The organism is Mesobacillus jeotgali (assembly GCF_014856545.2).
Taxonomy (GTDB): Bacteria; Bacillota; Bacilli; order Bacillales; family Cytobacillaceae; genus Mesobacillus.
The window spans coordinates 115,252-132,726 of sequence record NZ_CP109811.1 but is presented as its reverse complement, the minus strand read 5'-3'; the positions used below and the strand labels follow the sequence as shown (position 1 = coordinate 132,726).

Annotated in this window: 16 protein-coding genes and 1 other annotated feature; all 16 genes read right to left on the bottom strand. The window is 45.4% G+C overall.

Annotation, left to right across the window (positions count from 1 at the left end; all coding sequences use genetic code 11):
• Nucleotides 1-126: 126 nt before the first annotated feature.
• The 16 genes from rpoC to cysE all read right to left on the bottom strand — a co-directional run bounded on the left by rpoC (nucleotide 127) and on the right by cysE (nucleotide 17,326).
• Nucleotides 127-3,729, bottom strand: coding sequence for a DNA-directed RNA polymerase subunit beta' (gene rpoC / locus FOF60_RS00635; protein WP_192472784.1), 3,603 nt, complete (start codon nucleotides 3,727-3,729; stop codon nucleotides 127-129).
• Nucleotides 3,730-3,841: 112 nt separating this feature from the next.
• Nucleotides 3,842-7,402: a DNA-directed RNA polymerase subunit beta gene (rpoB, locus tag FOF60_RS00630; protein WP_192472785.1), complete on the bottom strand. Its 3,561-nt coding sequence runs from the start codon at nucleotides 7,400-7,402 to the stop codon at nucleotides 3,842-3,844.
• A gap of 245 nt (nucleotides 7,403-7,647) precedes the next feature.
• Nucleotides 7,648-8,250 carry a class I SAM-dependent methyltransferase gene (locus tag FOF60_RS00625; RefSeq protein WP_192472786.1) on the bottom strand — a complete coding sequence of 201 codons (603 nt, stop codon included), beginning with the start codon at nucleotides 8,248-8,250 and terminating at the stop codon, nucleotides 7,648-7,650.
• A gap of 158 nt (nucleotides 8,251-8,408) precedes the next feature.
• Entirely contained in the window at nucleotides 8,409-8,774 is a 366-nt protein-coding gene (rplL, locus tag FOF60_RS00620) for a 50S ribosomal protein L7/L12 (protein ID WP_144481269.1), read from the bottom strand.
• A gap of 57 nt (nucleotides 8,775-8,831) precedes the next feature.
• Nucleotides 8,832-9,332 carry a 50S ribosomal protein L10 gene (gene rplJ / locus FOF60_RS00615; protein WP_192472787.1) on the bottom strand — a complete coding sequence of 167 codons (501 nt, stop codon included), beginning with the start codon at nucleotides 9,330-9,332 and terminating at the stop codon, nucleotides 8,832-8,834.
• 32 nt (nucleotides 9,333-9,364) lie between these two features.
• Nucleotides 9,365-9,502: a sequence feature (ribosomal protein L10 leader region), on the bottom strand.
• 50 nt (nucleotides 9,503-9,552) lie between these two features.
• Entirely contained in the window at nucleotides 9,553-10,245 is a 693-nt protein-coding gene (rplA, locus tag FOF60_RS00610; protein ID WP_192472788.1) for a 50S ribosomal protein L1, read from the bottom strand.
• A 303-nt stretch (nucleotides 10,246-10,548) separates the two neighbouring features.
• Nucleotides 10,549-10,974, bottom strand: a complete 426-nt coding sequence (gene rplK / locus FOF60_RS00605) for a 50S ribosomal protein L11 (RefSeq protein WP_139378273.1) — start codon at nucleotides 10,972-10,974, stop codon at nucleotides 10,549-10,551.
• 172 nt (nucleotides 10,975-11,146) lie between these two features.
• Nucleotides 11,147-11,680 (bottom strand): transcription termination/antitermination protein NusG, encoded by a 534-nt coding sequence (gene nusG / locus FOF60_RS00600; RefSeq protein ID WP_192472806.1) that lies wholly within the window; start codon nucleotides 11,678-11,680, stop codon nucleotides 11,147-11,149.
• Between the two features lie 177 nt (nucleotides 11,681-11,857).
• Entirely contained in the window at nucleotides 11,858-12,040 is a 183-nt protein-coding gene (secE, locus tag FOF60_RS00595) for a preprotein translocase subunit SecE (RefSeq protein WP_192472789.1), read from the bottom strand.
• Between the two features lie 51 nt (nucleotides 12,041-12,091).
• Nucleotides 12,092-12,241: a 50S ribosomal protein L33 gene (gene rpmG / locus FOF60_RS00590; RefSeq protein ID WP_192472790.1), complete on the bottom strand. Its 150-nt coding sequence runs from the start codon at nucleotides 12,239-12,241 to the stop codon at nucleotides 12,092-12,094.
• A gap of 357 nt (nucleotides 12,242-12,598) precedes the next feature.
• Nucleotides 12,599-13,249, bottom strand: coding sequence for an RNA polymerase sporulation sigma factor SigH (gene sigH / locus FOF60_RS00585; RefSeq protein ID WP_192472791.1), 651 nt, complete (start codon nucleotides 13,247-13,249; stop codon nucleotides 12,599-12,601).
• 68 nt (nucleotides 13,250-13,317) lie between these two features.
• Nucleotides 13,318-13,827 carry an NYN domain-containing protein gene (locus FOF60_RS00580; protein ID WP_192472792.1) on the bottom strand — a complete coding sequence of 170 codons (510 nt, stop codon included), beginning with the start codon at nucleotides 13,825-13,827 and terminating at the stop codon, nucleotides 13,318-13,320.
• A gap of 2 nt (nucleotides 13,828-13,829) precedes the next feature.
• Entirely contained in the window at nucleotides 13,830-14,558 is a 729-nt protein-coding gene (rlmB, locus tag FOF60_RS00575) for a 23S rRNA (guanosine(2251)-2'-O)-methyltransferase RlmB (RefSeq protein ID WP_192472807.1), read from the bottom strand.
• Nucleotides 14,559-14,844: 286 nt separating this feature from the next.
• On the bottom strand, nucleotides 14,845-15,249 hold the full coding sequence (locus FOF60_RS00570) for a Mini-ribonuclease 3 (RefSeq protein ID WP_192472808.1): 405 nt from the start codon (nucleotides 15,247-15,249) through the stop codon (nucleotides 14,845-14,847).
• A 3-nt stretch (nucleotides 15,250-15,252) separates the two neighbouring features.
• A complete protein-coding gene (gene cysS / locus FOF60_RS00565; protein WP_192472793.1) occupies nucleotides 15,253-16,650 on the bottom strand; it encodes a cysteine--tRNA ligase in 1,398 nt (465 codons plus the stop codon).
• The gene (cysE, locus tag FOF60_RS00560) at nucleotides 16,640-17,326 is read right to left on the bottom strand and encodes a serine O-acetyltransferase (RefSeq protein WP_192472794.1); all 687 of its coding nucleotides are present in this window, start codon (nucleotides 17,324-17,326) and stop codon (nucleotides 16,640-16,642) included. The genes cysS and cysE overlap by 11 nt, the downstream gene beginning before the upstream one ends.
• Nucleotides 17,327-17,475 lie beyond the last annotated feature (149 nt).

Genomic DNA, 17,475 nt, shown 5'->3' with positions numbered 1-17,475 from the left:
AAGGGATGTCAACAACATTAGAAAACTTTTTTCGCTAGAGTATCGGTTTATTCATAGAAATACTCTTTTTTTATCTTTAAAAAGGCGGCACTTTCTGCCGTAGCAGAGAGCGCCGCGCTCTTTATTTTATTCTACAGTGATGGCATCTTCAGCATTTTCTTCTTCCATAGAAATTGGTTCAGCTCTTCTGTAGCGCTGCATACCAGTTCCAGCAGGAACAAGTTTACCGATGATGACATTTTCTTTCAGGCCGAGAAGCTCATCGCGCTTGCCTTTGATCGCTGCATCAGTAAGCACTCTCGTTGTTTCCTGGAAGGATGCTGCAGACAGGAATGAATCCGTCTCAAGTGATGCTTTTGTGATACCAAGCAGTACTGGACGTCCTGTTGCCGGCATTTTTCCTTCAAGAAGTGCTTTGCGGTTAGCGTCAGTGAACTGATGGATTTCAAGCAATGTGCCTGGCAGTACATCTGTTTCACCTGCGTCGATAACCCTGATCTTGCGCATCATCTGGCGCACCATTACTTCTACGTGCTTGTCGCCGATTTCAACACCCTGCATACGGTATACTTTTTGAACTTCTTTCAATAAGTATTCCTGCACGGATTGAACGTCTTTGACTCTTAAAAGTTCCTTAGGGTCGATCGAACCTTCTGTGAGTTCTTGACCGCGTTCTACATGATCATTTATAGCAACCTTTAGGCGTGCTGTATATGGCGCATTGTATGTGCGGCTTTCGATTTCACCCTGAATGACGATTTCCTGCTGACGATCTTTTCCTTCGTTGATGCCGACTACGACACCTTCCAATTCAGAGATGACAGCCTGCCCTTTAGGATTACGTGCTTCAAACAATTCCTGGATACGCGGAAGACCTTGTGTGATATCGTCTCCTGCAACACCGCCTGTGTGGAATGTACGCATTGTAAGCTGTGTACCTGGCTCACCGATTGACTGGGCAGCGATGATACCGACTGCTTCGCCAACTTCGACTTCCTGGCCAGTCGCAAGGTTGCGACCGTAACACTTCTTACATACACCGTGGCGTGTATTACATGTAAATGCAGAACGAATCCACACTTCCTCGATTCCAGCTTCAGTTACTTCAACAGCCAAGTCTTCTGTGATCAATCCGTTTTCAGGTACAATCACAGCCTTAGTTTCAGGATGCTTGATAGCCTTTCTTGCATAGCGGCCGATCAGACGCTCTTCCAGTGGTTCGATTACTTCAGTACCATCTTTAAGCGATTTGATAAACAAGCCTCTATCTGTACCACAATCGTCTTCACGAACGATGACATCCTGTGCTACGTCTACAAGACGGCGAGTCAGGTAACCTGAGTCAGCTGTCTTAAGTGCTGTATCGGCAAGACCTTTACGTGCACCGTGAGTGGAGATGAAGTACTCCAATACTGTCAGACCTTCACGGAAACTTGACTTGATCGGCAACTCGATGATACGTCCAGCCGGGTTGGCCATCAGACCACGCATACCAGCAAGCTGCGTGAAGTTAGACGCGTTACCACGGGCACCAGAGTCACTCATCATGAAGATTGGGTTTGAGTTATCTAGTGATTTCATCAGCTTAGCCTGGATATTATCCTTCGCCTGGCTCCAGATGGAAATAACGCGATCATAACGCTCATCCTCGGTAATCAAACCGCGTCTGAACTGCTTAAGAACATTATCTACCTTAGTCTGTGCTTCTGAAATGATTTCCTGCTTCTCTTTAAGAACCACGATATCTGCCACACCAACCGTAATACCCGCTTTAGTCGAGTATGTGAAGCCTAGTCCCTTCATACGGTCAAGCATTTTTGATGTCTCAGTGATTTTGAACTTCTTGAACACTTCAGCAATGATGTTTCCAAGAATTTTCTTCTTGAACGGATCCACCAATGGCATTGACTTTATGACTTCCTTTACATCAGCACCTTTTTCTACAAAGTACTTCTCAGGAGTTTCCTCTTCGAGATTTTGCTTAGAAGGCTCATTGATGTAAGGGAATGATGCCGGAAGGATTTCATTGAAAATCAATTTTCCGACTGTCGTAACCAAGAGTTGGCCATTTTGCTTTTCTGTAAATGTCTGGTTGCCCAGTGATGAAGCGGCAACTGCAATACGAGTATGAAGGTGTACATAGCCATTCTGGTATGCGATCAATGCTTCGTTCGCATCTTTAAAGACCATACCTTCACCGACAGCACCTTCTCTTTCCAGAGTCAGGTAATAGTTACCTAAAACCATATCCTGTGAAGGAGTAACAACCGGTTTTCCATCCTTAGGGTTCAGGATGTTCTGAGCAGCAAGCATCAATAGGCGTGCTTCTGCCTGTGCTTCTGCAGAAAGTGGAACGTGAACCGCCATCTGGTCACCATCGAAGTCAGCGTTGTAAGCTGTACATACAAGCGGGTGAAGACGGATTGCGCGTCCTTCGACCAATGTTGGCTCGAACGCCTGGATTCCAAGTCTGTGAAGAGTCGGGGCACGGTTCAGCAATACAGGGTGCTCCTTGATGACATCTTCAAGCACATCCCAGACTTCCGGCTGTACGCGCTCGATTTTGCGTTTGGCAGACTTTATGTTATGGGCTAAGCCCTTTTGTACAAGTTCTTTCATGACGAACGGCTTGAATAGCTCAAGAGCCATTTCTTTCGGCAGTCCGCACTGGTACATATGCAGGTTTGGACCTACGACGATAACAGAACGGCCTGAGTAGTCAACACGCTTCCCAAGAAGGTTTTGACGGAAACGACCTTGCTTACCTTTCAGCATATGAGAAAGGGACTTCAATGGACGGTTACCTGGTCCAGTTACTGGACGACCGCGGCGGCCGTTATCGATCAACGCGTCAACAGCTTCCTGAAGCATACGCTTTTCGTTCTGGACGATGATGCTAGGTGCACCAAGGTCAAGAAGACGCTTAAGACGGTTGTTGCGGTTGATTACTCGGCGGTAAAGGTCATTCAGGTCGGAAGTTGCGAAACGTCCACCGTCAAGCTGTACCATCGGGCGCAATTCCGGCGGGATGACTGGAAGTACATCTAGAATCATCCATGATGGCTCATTGCCTGACCCACGGAATGCTTCTACAACCTCAAGACGCTTGATCGCACGAGTACGACGCTGGCCCTGTGCTGTTCTTAATTCTTCCTTCAGCATGTCTGCTTCTTTGTCAAGGTCGAGGTCAGAAAGCAGCTTTTTAATCGCTTCAGCTCCCATGGCAGCCTGGAACTTGTTTCCGTATTTTTCGCGGTAAGCACGGTATTCTTTCTCTGACAACAATTGCTTCTTTTCAAGAGCAGTGTCGCCAGTTTCCGTTACCACATAAGAAGCAAAGTAAATAACTTCTTCAAGCGCGCGCGGAGACATGTCAAGGACTAGCCCCATGCGGCTAGGAATTCCTTTGAAATACCAAATGTGAGATACAGGAGCTGCAAGCTCAATGTGTCCCATTCTTTCACGACGGACCTTTGCGCGTGTGACTTCAACTCCGCATCGGTCACAGACCACGCCTTTGTAGCGGACTCTCTTGTACTTTCCGCAGTGACATTCCCAGTCTTTCGTCGGTCCGAAGATACGCTCACAGAATAAGCCGTCTTTTTCTGGTTTTAAAGTACGATAGTTGATTGTTTCCGGCTTTTTAACTTCACCGAAAGACCATGAACGGATCTTGTCTGGTGAAGCAAGGCCAATTTTCATGTACTCAAAATTATTAACATCTAGCAAGGGGCCTACCTCCCTTTTAATCTAGGGTTTTACCCTTATGGGCCACAAAAAGGAACACACGTGGACAATACTGTTATTCAACTGTTTGTTCACGTGTGCCAATTAGATGGACCTATTCTTTCATTCCTACTTTTTCAGAATCCATTTCTTCTGCTTCAGGAGCAATTGTCAATGTTTCTGCATGCTGCAATTCTTCTTCATCATCAAAATCGCGCATTTCGATCTCTTTTTCATCGCCTGACAGGATCTTCACGTCCATACCAAGACTCTGGAGTTCTTTCATCAATACTTTGAAGGATTCCGGAACGCCTGGTTCTGGTACGTTTTCACCTTTTACAATTGCTTCATATGTTTTCACACGTCCAACAACATCATCGGACTTGACAGTTAAGATTTCCTGCAATGTGTAAGCAGCGCCGTATGCTTCAAGCGCCCAAACTTCCATCTCCCCGAAACGCTGTCCGCCGAACTGGGCTTTACCGCCAAGCGGCTGCTGCGTAACAAGTGAGTATGGTCCAGTAGAACGAGCATGAAGCTTATCGTCTACCATGTGAGCAAGCTTGATCATATACATGACACCGACTGATACACGGTTATCGAATGGTTCACCTGTACGGCCATCATATAGGACTGTTTTCGCATCCCGAGCCATACCCGCTTCCTGGATCGTTGACCATACATCTTCTTCAGTGGCACCGTCAAATACCGGAGAAGCTACATGAATTCCAAGGTAGCGCGCAGCCATACCAAGGTGAAGTTCAAGAACCTGACCGATGTTCATACGCGATGGTACCCCTAGTGGGTTAAGCATGATATCGACTGGTGTTCCATCCGGTAAGAAAGGCATATCCTCTTCCGGAAGGATTTTAGAGATAACCCCTTTGTTACCGTGGCGTCCTGCCATTTTGTCACCTTCAGAAATTTTACGCTTCTGTACGATGTAAGCACGGACAAGCTGGTTAACGCCAGGAGGAAGCTCGTCGCCATCTTCACGGTTGAACACTTTGACGTCAAGGACAATCCCGCCGCCGCCATGTGGAACACGCAATGAAGTATCGCGGACTTCCCTTGCTTTTTCACCGAAGATCGCGTGCAAGAGACGTTCCTCTGCAGTCAATTCCGTAACCCCTTTAGGTGTTACCTTACCTACGAGAAGATCTCCATCTTTCACTTCGGCGCCTACACGGATGATTCCGCGCTCGTCAAGGTTTCTTAATGCATCTTCCCCGACGTTCGGGATATCACGTGTGATTTCTTCAGGTCCAAGCTTCGTATCGCGGGACTCTGACTCATATTCTTCTATATGGATTGATGTATAAACATCATCCTTAACGAGGCGCTCACTCATGATGATCGCATCCTCGTAGTTATAACCGTTCCAAGTCATGAAGCCGACAAGAACGTTACGGCCAAGTGCAAGTTCTCCAGCTTCCATAGAAGGGCCATCAGCAAGGATTTCACCCTTTGTTACACGGTCGCCAGCGCTTACGATAGGGCGCTGGTTGTAGCATGTACCCTGGTTGGAACGGATGAACTTCAGCATACGGTACTTATCAAGGTCACCCTTGACTTCCTGTCCGTCTACTTCTTTGACACGGCGCACCCAGACTTCACGCGCTTCAACATGCTCGACGATTCCTTCATGCTTACAGATAACTGCAGCACCGGAATCTTTGGCAGAAACGTGTTCCATTCCAGTTCCGACTCTTGGTGCTTCAGGCTGCATCAATGGAACAGCCTGACGCTGCATGTTCGCACCCATCAAGGCACGGTTGGAGTCATCGTTTTCCAAGAACGGGATACACGCGGTCGCTGCGGATACAACCTGCTTAGGTGATACATCCATATAATCGACGCGGTCACGCTTAACAACAGTGTTTTCACCGCGGAAACGCGCAATAACCTCGTCGTCAACGAATGAACCGTCATCAGAAAGCCGTGCATTCGCCTGTGCAACTACGTAGTTATCTTCTTCATCAGCTGTTAAGTAATCGAAATGGCTTGTCACTTTTCCTGTTTCAGGGTCTACACGGCGGTATGGTGTCTCGATGAATCCGAAACGGTTTACCTTCGCGAAGCTTGAAAGGGAGTTGATCAAACCGATGTTTGGACCTTCAGGCGTTTCAATCGGGCACATACGTCCGTAGTGGGAATAGTGAACGTCACGCACTTCGAAGCCAGCGCGTTCACGTGTAAGACCACCAGGTCCCAATGCGGATAGACGCCTTTTATGTGTTAATTCAGCCAGCGGGTTCGTCTGGTCCATGAACTGTGAAAGCTGGGAGCTTCCAAAGAACTCTTTAATGGACGCAATGACCGGGCGGATATTGATTAATTGCTGTGGTGTAATCGTATTTGTGTCCTGGATGGACATTCTTTCACGGACTACACGCTCCATTCTTGACAAACCAATACGGAATTGGTTCTGCAACAGCTCACCTACAGAACGAAGACGTCTGTTTCCTAAATGGTCGATGTCATCTGTGTCGCCAACACCATGCAGCAAGTTAAAGAAGTAGCTGATGGATGCAATGATATCAGCAGGCGTGATGTTTTTGATCGGTTCAGGGACATAGGCATTACCTAAAACATTGATTTCTTTTTCGCCCTCATCGTTCGGAGCATAGATCTTAATGCTTTGTAAAGTTACATCCTCTTCAACCACGCCGCCGTAAGGGCTGAAATTCTTGAAGCCAACATCCTTTTCCAGCGCAGGAATGATCTTATCCAGAGTTCGGCGGTCTAAAGTGACTCCTTTTTCTGCAATAATTTCTCCTGTTTCAGGATCTACTAATGTTTCTGCAAGCTTTTGCCCGAATAAACGGTTTTTAATATGAAGCTTTTTGTTGATTTTATAACGCCCTACATTTGCAAGGTCATAGCGCTTTGGATCAAAGAATCTTGAAACCAGCAAGCTTTTTGCGTTGTCAACTGTAGGCGGTTCGCCAGGACGGAGACGCTCGTAAATTTCCAAAAGCGCTTTTTCCGTGCTTTCCGTATTGTCTTTTTCAAGAGTATTACGGATATATTCGTTATCACCGATCAGATCAATGATTTCTTGATCAGAACCGAACCCTAATGCACGCAAAAGAACCGTAACAGGGAGCTTCCTCGTACGATCGATCCTTACATATACAACATCCTTGGCATCTGTTTCATACTCTAACCAGGCGCCTCGGTTCGGAATAACGGTCGCAGTGAACCCTTTCTTTCCGTTCTTATCAAGTTTTCCACTGTAGTATACACTTGGTGAACGCACTAACTGGGAAACGATAACCCTTTCAGCACCGTTAATTACAAACGTGCCAGTTTCTGTCATAAGCGGGAAATCGCCCATGAAGACATCCTGGTCCTTTACTTCACCTGTTTCCTTATTCACAAGGCGGACCTTTACTCGCAATGGTGCAGAGTAAGTGACGTCTCTTTCTTTTGATTCTTCCACTGGATATTTCGGTTCGCCAAGACTGTAATCGATAAACTCTAACGATAAGTTACCAGTAAAGTCTTCAATCGGTGAAATGTCCTGGAACATTTCACGGAGGCCCTCATCAAGAAACCACTGATAGGAAGAGGTTTGAATTTCAATCAAATTCGGCAATTCCAAAACTTCACTGATGCGAGCATAACTTCTACGTTGGCGGTGTCGTCCATACTGAACTAGTTGACCTGTCAACTGATTCACCCCTCAAATCAAGCGTTATTATTCATCTATCCCTGTCTTGTCCATGAAGTTTCCTCCATTTCAAAAGACAAAAAGAAAAAGGGTTTTCACCTAAAAACCACATTTCCTGCAACGAACAATTATTTTGTTAGTTTTCCCTTAATGCCCAAAATTATACAACTTTCGTTGAAAATAGCAATTGAAAAGGAAACTAATATATTGGCATTTTATAATATTAACATAGCGGTTTTCTCACGTCAACATTTAACAGATTTGAGAATAAAGTATCCTTTATTTTTAGCCGCAATATCTACTTCGCCAAAAAGCTCTTTCATTTTATCCATCGCGGACGGTGCACCCTGCTTCTTCTGGATGACCACCCAAAGCTCTCCGCCTTCAGCTAAATGAAGGAAACTTTGTTCGAAAATATCATGCACAATCTTTTTCCCGGCACGGATCGGCGGATTCGTAAGGATTGCATTGAATCCTTTTTCCTCCACTCCAGTCAGCCGGTCACTTTCATAGATTCTCACATTGTTCACTTTATTTTCGGACGCATTTTCTTCAGCAAGCATAATCGCCCTTTCATTGACATCCACCATGTGGATCATTGCATCAGGATAAGCCTTTGCTAGCGAAAGACCAATCGGCCCATAGCCGCACCCAACATCAAGAATCAATCCATCAGCTTTATTCAATTCGAACGTGTCGATCAACAGCCTTGACCCAAAATCGACTTCCTTTTTCGAAAAAACACCACTGTCTGTTTTGAAGCGGAAGCTATTCCCCTTCAATTCGCTTTGCCATTTTACCGGACTGCTGTCAGTACTGGGTTTGCGGGAGTAATAATGTTCAGTCAAAATCTCTCACCTCCACGGGGATTCATTTGAAGAATGCGATCGCGGATTGCATTGCTACTGCGGTATTATAAACTTTTAAATCTTAAAAAGCAAAATTTGAAACTAATAAAGCGAAAAAAAAGCCCGCTTTAGCAGCGAGCTTTTTATTGTAAGGTTGATTACTTAACTTCGACGTTAGCTCCAACTTCTTCAAGCTTAGCTTTGATTTCTTCAGCTTCTTCTTTAGAAACGCCTTCTTTAAGAGCTTTAGGAGCGTTGTCAACAACTTCTTTCGCTTCTTTAAGTCCAAGACCAGTGATTTCACGAACAACTTTGATAACCTTGATCTTCTGGTCGCCAGCAGAAGCAAGAACTACGTCAAACTCAGTCTTTTCTTCAGCAGCGCCGCCAGCAGCAGCTCCACCCATCATTGCTACTGGTGCAGCAGCAGTTACGCCGAATTCTTCTTCGATTGCTTTTACTAGATCGTTAAGTTCTAAAACAGTCATATTTTTAACTGCTTCAATGATTTGTTCTTGAGTCATGATTTGTTTCCTCCTAATAGGTTAGTTTTTTATTGTTAAACGGTGATTATTCTTAGCTTACGCGCCTTGCTCTTCTTTCTGTTCTGCAACAGCTTTTGCAGCAAGAGCAAGATTGCGGATTGGAGCTTGAAGTACGCTGAGTAGCATAGAAAGTAGACCTTCGCGAGACGGCAGGTCTGCAAGTGCCTTGATTTCTTCTACTGTAACGATGTTGCCTTCAACTACGCCCGCTTTGATTTCAAGGGCTTCGTGCTTCTTAGCGAATTCGTTAAGAATCTTCGCTGGTGCAACTACATCTTCAGTACTGAACGCGATTGCGTTAGGACCAGTTAAAGATGTGTTCAAGTCAGCAAGTTCAGCAGCTTCAGCAGCACGGCGTGTCATAGAGTTTTTGTAAACTTTGAATTCTACGCCAGCTTCACGAAGCTCTTTACGAAGTTCAGTTACTTCAGAAACTGTAAGTCCGCGGTAATCAACAACGATTGTTGATTTGCTTTCTTTTAGTTTGCCAGCAATCTCGTCAACGATTTGCTTTTTCACTTCGATGATTTTGCTCATCCTTACACCTCCTGTAGATTTTTGCATTTATACCGATCAAATAAAAACCTCCGTATCTGGACAGACACGGAGGAAGTATACAATAGCAAGTAGTGTTGCTCTATCGTATGACCTCGGCAGGTTATTAAGCATTATGCCCCTGCTGTCTGCGGTACAAATGTTATTTTATTTTCACAACAAGAAGAATTATATCCAATCCTTCGTTGATTGTCAAATACTATTATTTTACAGTTGAAGGATCTACTTTAACGCCAGGTCCCATTGTAGTAGAGATCGTAACGTTCTTCATGTAAGTTCCTTTTGCTGCAGCTGGCTTAACCTTCATCATAGTTTCGAAGATTGTGTTGAAGTTTTCAACAAGCTTGTTGTCTTCGAAAGAAACTTTTCCGATAGGTACATGGATGTTACCAGACTTGTCAACGCGGTATTCTACTTTACCAGCCTTGATTTCGTTAACTGCTTTCGTTACATCAAAAGTAACTGTGCCAGTCTTAGGGTTTGGCATTAAGCCTTTAGGTCCCAATACGCGACCAAGCTTACCAACTTCACCCATCATGTCAGGTGTAGCAACGATTACATCGAATTCAAACCAGCCTTGCTGGATCTTGTTGATGTATTCTGAATCGCCAACATAGTCTGCGCCCGCAGCTTCTGCTTCTTTTAACTTTTCGCCTTTAGCGAATACTAGGACACGTTGAGTTTTACCAGTTCCGTTTGGAAGCACAACTGCTCCACGGATTTGCTGGTCAGCTTTCTTAGGGTCTACGCCCAGACGGAAAGCAGCTTCAACTGTAGCGTCAAATTTAACTGTGCTTGTCTTTTTAGCAAGCTCAATTGCTTCAGCAGCTGTATATGCTTGAGAGCGATCTACAAGCTTAGCAGCTTCAAGATACTTTTTACCTTTTTTAGCCATTTTTATTTCCTCCTGTATTGTGGTTTTAACGGAATAACCTCCCACGATGAAAAGCGGAGGCGCCTCGTCCAGCCCCGACAGGCGCTGGAGGGCCGACCGATGAAGTCGTTCTTTGACTTCAACGGGCGGACCGAAGCGGTCGAGGGGCTAGGCGCCGCAGCTAGACAACGAAAAGCGGAGGTGCTTTTTAACAAAGCACCAGAGCTCGAAAAGCGAAGGCGCCATAAAGGCGCCGTTTCAGACAAAAGGTTGCGGGTGAAATCTAATTCAGCTCCGCAACCCATTCATCCTCTGCAGCAGAAATTAGTCTTCGATAGTGATTCCCATGCTGCGTGCAGTACCTTCAACCATGCGCATTGCTGCTTCAACGCTAGCTGCGTTAAGGTCAGGCATTTTCTGTTCAGCAATCTCACGTACTTTCTCACGCTTGACTGTTGCTACTTTATTACGGTTTGGTTCACCAGAACCAGACTGGATTCCAGCTGCTACCTTCAAAAGAACTGCAGCAGGAGGAGTTTTCGTAATAAATGTAAATGAACGGTCTTCAAAAACCGTGATTTCAACCGGAATGATTAGTCCAGCTTGATCAGCTGTACGAGCGTTAAACTCCTTACAGAATCCCATGATATTAACACCGGCTTGACCTAGTGCAGGTCCAACTGGTGGTGCCGGATTGGCTTTACCAGCAGGGATTTGCAACTTAACCATCTTAATTACTTTTTTAGCCACGAGACACACCTCCTTAAAGTCCGTGATGTGGTAATAGGGGATTTTCCCCTCCCACTCATTTTAAAAGTCTTTATATGAAATAAAGAACTTGACATATATCTGTCAATCGTCCAAGACATACTGACCTATGAAATATTAACACTTTTTAAAGTTGATTTCAAGCTATTTAAGATTATAATTTTTCAATCTGCGAAAATTCAAGTTCAACCGGAGTATCGCGGCCGAACATATTGACAAGAACTTTAAGCTTCGCCTTGTCTTTATCAATCTCTTCGATTGTGCCTGTGAAGTTGGCGAACGGTCCTTCGCTGACCTGGACAGTTTCACCTAGTTCGAAGTTGATATCTACCTTCTTCTCCACCATACCCATGCGCTTGAGGATGAATGTTGCTTCTTCAGGCAATAACGGAGTTGGTTTTGAACCTGCACCAGCAGATCCTACGAATCCGGTTACACCCGGAGTGTTGCGGACAACATACCAGGAGTCATCTGTCATGACCAATTCTACCAGGACATAACCAGGGAAAGTCTTTCTCTTAACAACTTTCTTTTTACCATTTTTGAAATCTGTTTCTTCTTCTTCAGGTACGATCACCCGGAAAATCTTATCTTGCATGCCCATTGTTTCAACACGCTTTTCAAGATTTGTCTTTACCTTGTTCTCGTAACCTGAGTAAGTATGCACTACATACCAATTCTTTTCCATCATCGAGGACTAATTCGTCCGTCCCTCCCCATTTCCAGACGCCCGGCGTAACCGTCATGCGTAAACTGCAGCCCCGGCATTGAATGCGAATTTTTCAAGCAAATAAAAAACCCGTTATCCGGGCTTTTAAACTTGTCCTGCGTTTATATTTTCCATTATACCATGAGTGAGTAGTGGTTATTCAAGAATTACGCGAATCAATTCAGAAATACCAAGGTCTAACACTGCGAAGAATAGAGCAGCAAAAGCGACTGTAGACAGAACCGTAATCGTATAGCGAGTCAGTTCTTTGCGTCTAGGCCAGCTGACCTTCCTCATTTCACGTCCAACTTCACTGAAAAAATTAGTGATGCGCTGCATTTTGTAACCTCCAACTTATCGGAATTCCATATGATGATCTATCTGAAAACCTTATTTCGTTTCCTTATGAACTGTATGGGCACCGCAGTTGCTGCAGTACTTTTTCAGCTCCAGCCGTTCTGTTTGCGTTTGCTTGTTGCTCGGTGTGGAATAATTGCGGGAACCGCATTCCTGACAAGCAAGAGTCACTTTGTTGTTCATTGACACTCACACCCGCTTCAACAGGCTGATTCCAATCTGGTGCATGAAACCGCCATCTATTATATCTTTAAAAAGATACCACGGCTGATAGCTTGTGTCAATAACAGAAAAGCGCAAGCGCCTTGTTCAGCCCCGACAAGCGCTGGAGGGCCGACCGGTGAAGTCGTTCTTTGACTTCATTGGGCGGATCGAAGCGACTCGAGCTGCTCAAAGCTAACGCTTCTCGCAAGATATTCGAAGAAGCGGTCTCGAGGATGAAAACTGGCTAGGCGCTGGAGCTGGCCAATTATCCAAATGAAAAATTAATAATTCCAGCTACAAAAAGTCAGTTTTGTGCCTATTTTTCGGCAATTCAACCTACACTGACAGCTCTCTCAACTCGAGATACCTCTCAAGTTTCCGCTTCACGCGCTGAAGTGCATTGTCGATTGACTTGACATGGCGATTCAGCTCTTCCGAAATTTCCTGATAGGATTGTCCGTCCAAATATAAGGCGAGCACTTTTCGTTCAAGGTCACTCAGCAGCTCAGACATTTTCACTTCAATCTGGTCAAACTCTTCCTGATTAATAAATAATTCTTCGGGGTCCATCACTTTGGCTCCGGATAAAACATCCATCAGTGTCCTGTCCGATTCTTCATCATAAATCGGCTTGTCCAGGGAAACATAGGAGTTAAGCGGGATGTGTTTTTGCCTTGTGGCCGTCTTGATGGCCGTAATGATCTGACGGGTAATGCACAGTTCTGCAAATGCTTTGAATGATGTCAGCTTGTCCTCACGGAAATCACGGATCGCTTTATATAAGCCGATCATTCCTTCCTGCACGATGTCCTCTTTATCCGCTCCAATCAGGAAATATGACCGTGCTTTCGCCCGAACAAAATTCCTGTATTTGTGAATCAGAAAATCAAGTGCATCACTTTCTCCTCTGTGTACAGCTTCTACAATTTCTTCATCTTCCAGCAATAAATAAGAGTCATTTAAACGATTCCCGATGTCAGCACTCATTTCGATCCCCCCGCCCGCACATACAGTTAGAAATATTATACAGCAGGCGTTTTTAAGGCGTCAACAGGTCATTGCTCTCCTCTGCGCCATTTTTCAAAAATTTCTGCCACTTCTTTTGTAAGCGGAATCTTGGCACTAGGCTTTTTTTCCTGGATCACTTTCACACTTTTTTCTATTTTTTTACTAATTAAATTTGTTTCGTTAAGCAGCTCCCTTGCTGACTTCCTTAGTGCTCCCTGTCCAAAAATGGCCCATTGCTCAGTATAGTCTGAGGTGGCTACATGGATCTGCGTTTTACGGTTGCTGAGTTCGATCGCCAGCCTTTCAATCCGTTCATCCGCCGTTTCATTTTCTTTTGTAAAAATTACTTCCACTTTGTAGTTCTTATACTTCTTTTGTGTTCCTGATACAAAATGGGCGTCAAAAACAATGATGACGCGATAGCCGGTATACGCCTGGTACTCTGCCATGATTTCAACCAGCCGGTCCCTGGCGGCAGAGAGCTCTCTCTTCTTCAAGCTGACCAGCTCCGGCCATGCGCCGATGATATTGTAGCCGTCAACAAGCAGGATATCCATTCCTATTCCCCTAGCGGTTGTCGTTTGCGGTGAACTTCATACATCAAGAGGGCCGCAGCCACTGATGCATTCAAGGAAGTGACATGTCCAACCATTGGAAGACTTAAAAGAAAATCACACTTGTCCCTAATCAGCCTTCCCATACCTTTACCCTCGCTGCCGATCACCAGGCCAAGAGGCAATGTTCCATCAATTTGACGGAAATCCTGCTTTGCCGAAGCATCCGTGCCTGCTATCCAGACACCGCGTTCTTTCAATTCATCGATGGTCTGAGCCATATTCGTGACTCTCGCAACCGGAATATATTCGATTGCGCCTGTCGATAATTTTGCCACTGTCGCGGTCAGCCCAACCGCTCTCCGCTTGGGAATGATGATCCCGTGCGCACCTGATGCATCAGCTGTCCTCATGATGGAGCCAAGATTGTGGGGATCCTCAATTTCATCGAGAAGCAAGAAGAAAGGAGCCTCGTTCTTCTTTTCTGCTAAAGCAAACAAATCATCGATCTCCGCATATTCATAGGCTGCAACCTGTGCGATGACACCCTGGTGGTTGCCATCGGCCAGCTGATCGATTTTCTTTTTGGGGACGAATTGGACGATGACATTGGCTTCCTTCGCCATTCCGATTACCTGCTGCATCTGTCCGCTCTGGGAGCCTTCAGCAATCAGGATTTTGTTGATGTCACGTTCTGATTTTAACGCTTCGATTACCGGATTTTTACCGATGATATAATCCTGATTTTCATTTTGATCCCTAACCTGATCAGGTTTTTGCCCTTGCCTCTGGTCACGTCTTGGCTCGTGTTTCCGATCGCGTCCAGCCTCATGTTTTCGGTCCTGTCTTGCTTCGTGTTTCTGGTCCTTGCCTCTCGCTGGACGATTATTTGGCTTTTCGTCCTGTCTTTGCGCCTTGTTCCGCACTGGTTTCCGCTTATTGTCATCAACTGGTTTTTGCCTATTGTTCCGGCTCTGTTTATGTTGCTGTTTCTGGCTCATCTGGAATCTTTCCTCCCATCTATTCTTCAGCAAGTGCAAATACTGTGGTAATCAGTTCCTCTATCCGTTTCTCATTACCTGCCAGATACAAATAACCGATCAGTGCCTCAAAGGCTGTGCTGTAACGGTATGTTTGAACATCGGTGTTTTTCGGGACAGATCCTGACTTCGCATTCCGGCCCCTTTTTACAATCGTGATCTCCGCTTCGGATAGCATGTCCATCTCCATCAGCTTATGAAGGTATTTCGCTTGCGACTTCGCCGACACATAAGCAGTTGCTTCTTTATGCAGCTTGTTTGGCCGGACCTTGCCGCTTTGCAGCAGGTGATGCCGGACATACAGTTCATAAACGGCATCACCCATATAAGCAAGCGCAAGGCTATTCAATTGTTTTTCATCTATTTTTTGTTCGTAATGCAGCATCATTTAGCCTCTTTTCCATCTGATGCCCTGAGGAGTGTCCTCGATGATGATGTTCATTTCCTTTAACTGGTCACGGATTTCATCGGCAAGCTGGAAGTTCCTTTCCTTGCGGGCCTGTGTTCTTTTTTCAATCAGCGCCTCGATCTCCTCATCAAGCAGCTCTTCATCCTTCAGTGACAGGCCAAGTACATCAAACAAGGTTTCGAATTCATTCATGAATGCTTGGATGACTTCCTCGGAAGTATTTTTCTCCATCAAGTACAGATTAGAAAGCTTAGAAAGTTCAAACAAGGTTGATACGCCGTTTGCGGTATTGAAGTCATCATCCATATCATTGATGAACTGCTCGCGAAGACCGGCGATTTTACCCAACCATTCTTGGTTGTTATCGGTAAGATTCGCGCTCGCTCCCATACGGTGCTTCAGATTTTGGTAAGATGTCTTCAGGCGTTCGAAAGCGGCCTGTGTCTTTTCAAGCAGCTCCTGGCTGTAGTTGATTGGATTCCGGTAATGGACAGAAATCATGAAAAATCTTAAAATCTGTGGATCAACCTGCTTAATGATGTCATGAACCGTCACGAAATTGCCAAGTGACTTAGACATCTTTTCATTATCAATATTGATATATCCATTATGCATCCAGTAGCGGGCAAACGTCTTTCCTGTTAATGCCTCTGACTGGGCGATTTCATTTTCATGGTGCGGGAATGCCAGATCCTGGCCTCCTGCATGGATATCGATCGTATCTCCAAGGTATTCGCGGGCCATCGCCGAGCACTCAATATGCCAGCCTGGACGGCCTTTGCCCCAAGGACTATCCCAGGAAATCTCACCTTCTTTAGCCGATTTCCAAAGCACAAAGTCAAGCGCATCCTGTTTCTTTTCCCCAACCTGGATCCTCGCTCCAACCTTTAGCTCTTCAATGGATTGATGTGAAAGCTTGCCGTATTCTTTAAATTCCCTCGTGCGGTAGTACACGTCTCCGCCTGATTCATAGGCAAAGCCTTTTTCAATCAACGCGCTGATAAAGTCGATAATCAAATCCATCGTTTCCGTTACCCGTGGATGTGCATCGGCTTTCTTGCAGCCCAATGCGTGGACATCCTCGAAATAAGCGTCGATGAATCGTTGAGCGATTGTCGGTACGTCTTCTCCAAGTTCATTCGCTGCTTTGATCAGTTTGTCGTCGACATCGGTAAAGTTCGAAACATATTGTACATCATAGCCGCGGAACTCAAGATAGCGGCGGACCGTATCGAAAACGATAGCCGGGCGGGCATTTCCAATGTGAATATAATTATAGACGGTAGGACCGCATACATACATTTTCACTTTTCCCTCTTCTAAAGGGATAAACTCTTCCTTGTTTCGAGTGAGTGTATTATAAATTTTAATTGCCATTTTCCATGCCCCTTCCTTGCTTCGCAGCTTCCAGTTCTTCTTGTAATCTGACTAAATCAAGTTCTTTTTTCAATTTAACCAATTGCATCTCGATTTCCTTGCATCGATCCCCTACCGGATCCGGCAAATCGCGATGATTGAAATCCTTTTTGACCCTGACGCCGTCCTGGATGACGATTTTGCCGGGAATGCCCACAACTGTGGAGTTCGGCGGCACATCCTTCAGGACAACGGATCCAGCACCCACTTTAGAATTCTCCCCAATCGTAATCGAACCTAAAACCTTCGCGCCGGTCGCAATCAGAGCATTGTCATTAACAGTCGGATGGCGTTTGCCCTTTTCCTTGCCAGTACCGCCCAGGGTCACTCCCTGGAATACGGTCACATTATCTCCGATCTCACACGTTTCACCAATGACGACCCCCATCCCATGGTCGATGAAAAAACGTCTGCCAATCTTAGCTCCCGGATGGATTTCTACCCCCGTGAAAAAACGGCTGATCTGCGAAATGGCCCTTGCGATAAAGTAAAACTTCCGCTTATAGAAAGCATGCGCCAAACGATGGGACCATATCGCATGCAGGCCTGCGTATGTCAAAACCACTTCCAGCACACTCCTGGCAGAAGGATCCTGATCAAAAACAACATCTATGTCTTCCTTCATCATCTTAAACATGGTGAAATCCTCCTTCTTTTAAAATTTATTATGGTTTTTGCTCATTAGTGAGCACCTTTAAAGCCGACATCTGGCTATAGTGTATTTATCTGACCCTAACCATGCGGCTCCGGCCTTTTCAGGCATATAATCCTCGTTTATGTGGCTTT

Coding starts and splice junctions, on each gene's coding strand:
- rplL (WP_144481269.1), bottom strand. CDS start 8,774: ATGACTCAAGAACAAATCATTGAAGCAGTTAAAAATATGACTGTTTTA.
- rplJ (WP_192472787.1), bottom strand. CDS start 9,332: ATGAGCAAAATCATCGAAGTGAAAAAGCAAATCGTTGACGAGATTGCT.
- rplA (WP_192472788.1), bottom strand. CDS start 10,245: ATGGCTAAAAAAGGTAAAAAGTATCTTGAAGCTGCTAAGCTTGTAGAT.
- nusG (WP_192472806.1), bottom strand. CDS start 11,680: ATGGAAAAGAATTGGTATGTAGTGCATACTTACTCAGGTTACGAGAAC.
- secE (WP_192472789.1), bottom strand. CDS start 12,040: ATGCAGCGCATCACTAATTTTTTCAGTGAAGTTGGACGTGAAATGAGG.
- rpmG (WP_192472790.1), bottom strand. CDS start 12,241: ATGAACAACAAAGTGACTCTTGCTTGTCAGGAATGCGGTTCCCGCAAT.
- sigH (WP_192472791.1), bottom strand. CDS start 13,249: ATGAGTGCTGACATCGGGAATCGTTTAAATGACTCTTATTTATTGCTG.
- FOF60_RS00580 (WP_192472792.1), bottom strand. CDS start 13,827: ATGGATATCCTGCTTGTTGACGGCTACAATATCATCGGCGCATGGCCG.
- FOF60_RS00570 (WP_192472808.1), bottom strand. CDS start 15,249: ATGCTGCATTACGAACAAAAAATAGATGAAAAACAATTGAATAGCCTT.
- cysS (WP_192472793.1), bottom strand. CDS start 16,650: ATGGCAATTAAAATTTATAATACACTCACTCGAAACAAGGAAGAGTTT.
- cysE (WP_192472794.1), bottom strand. CDS start 17,326: ATGTTTAAGATGATGAAGGAAGACATAGATGTTGTTTTTGATCAGGAT.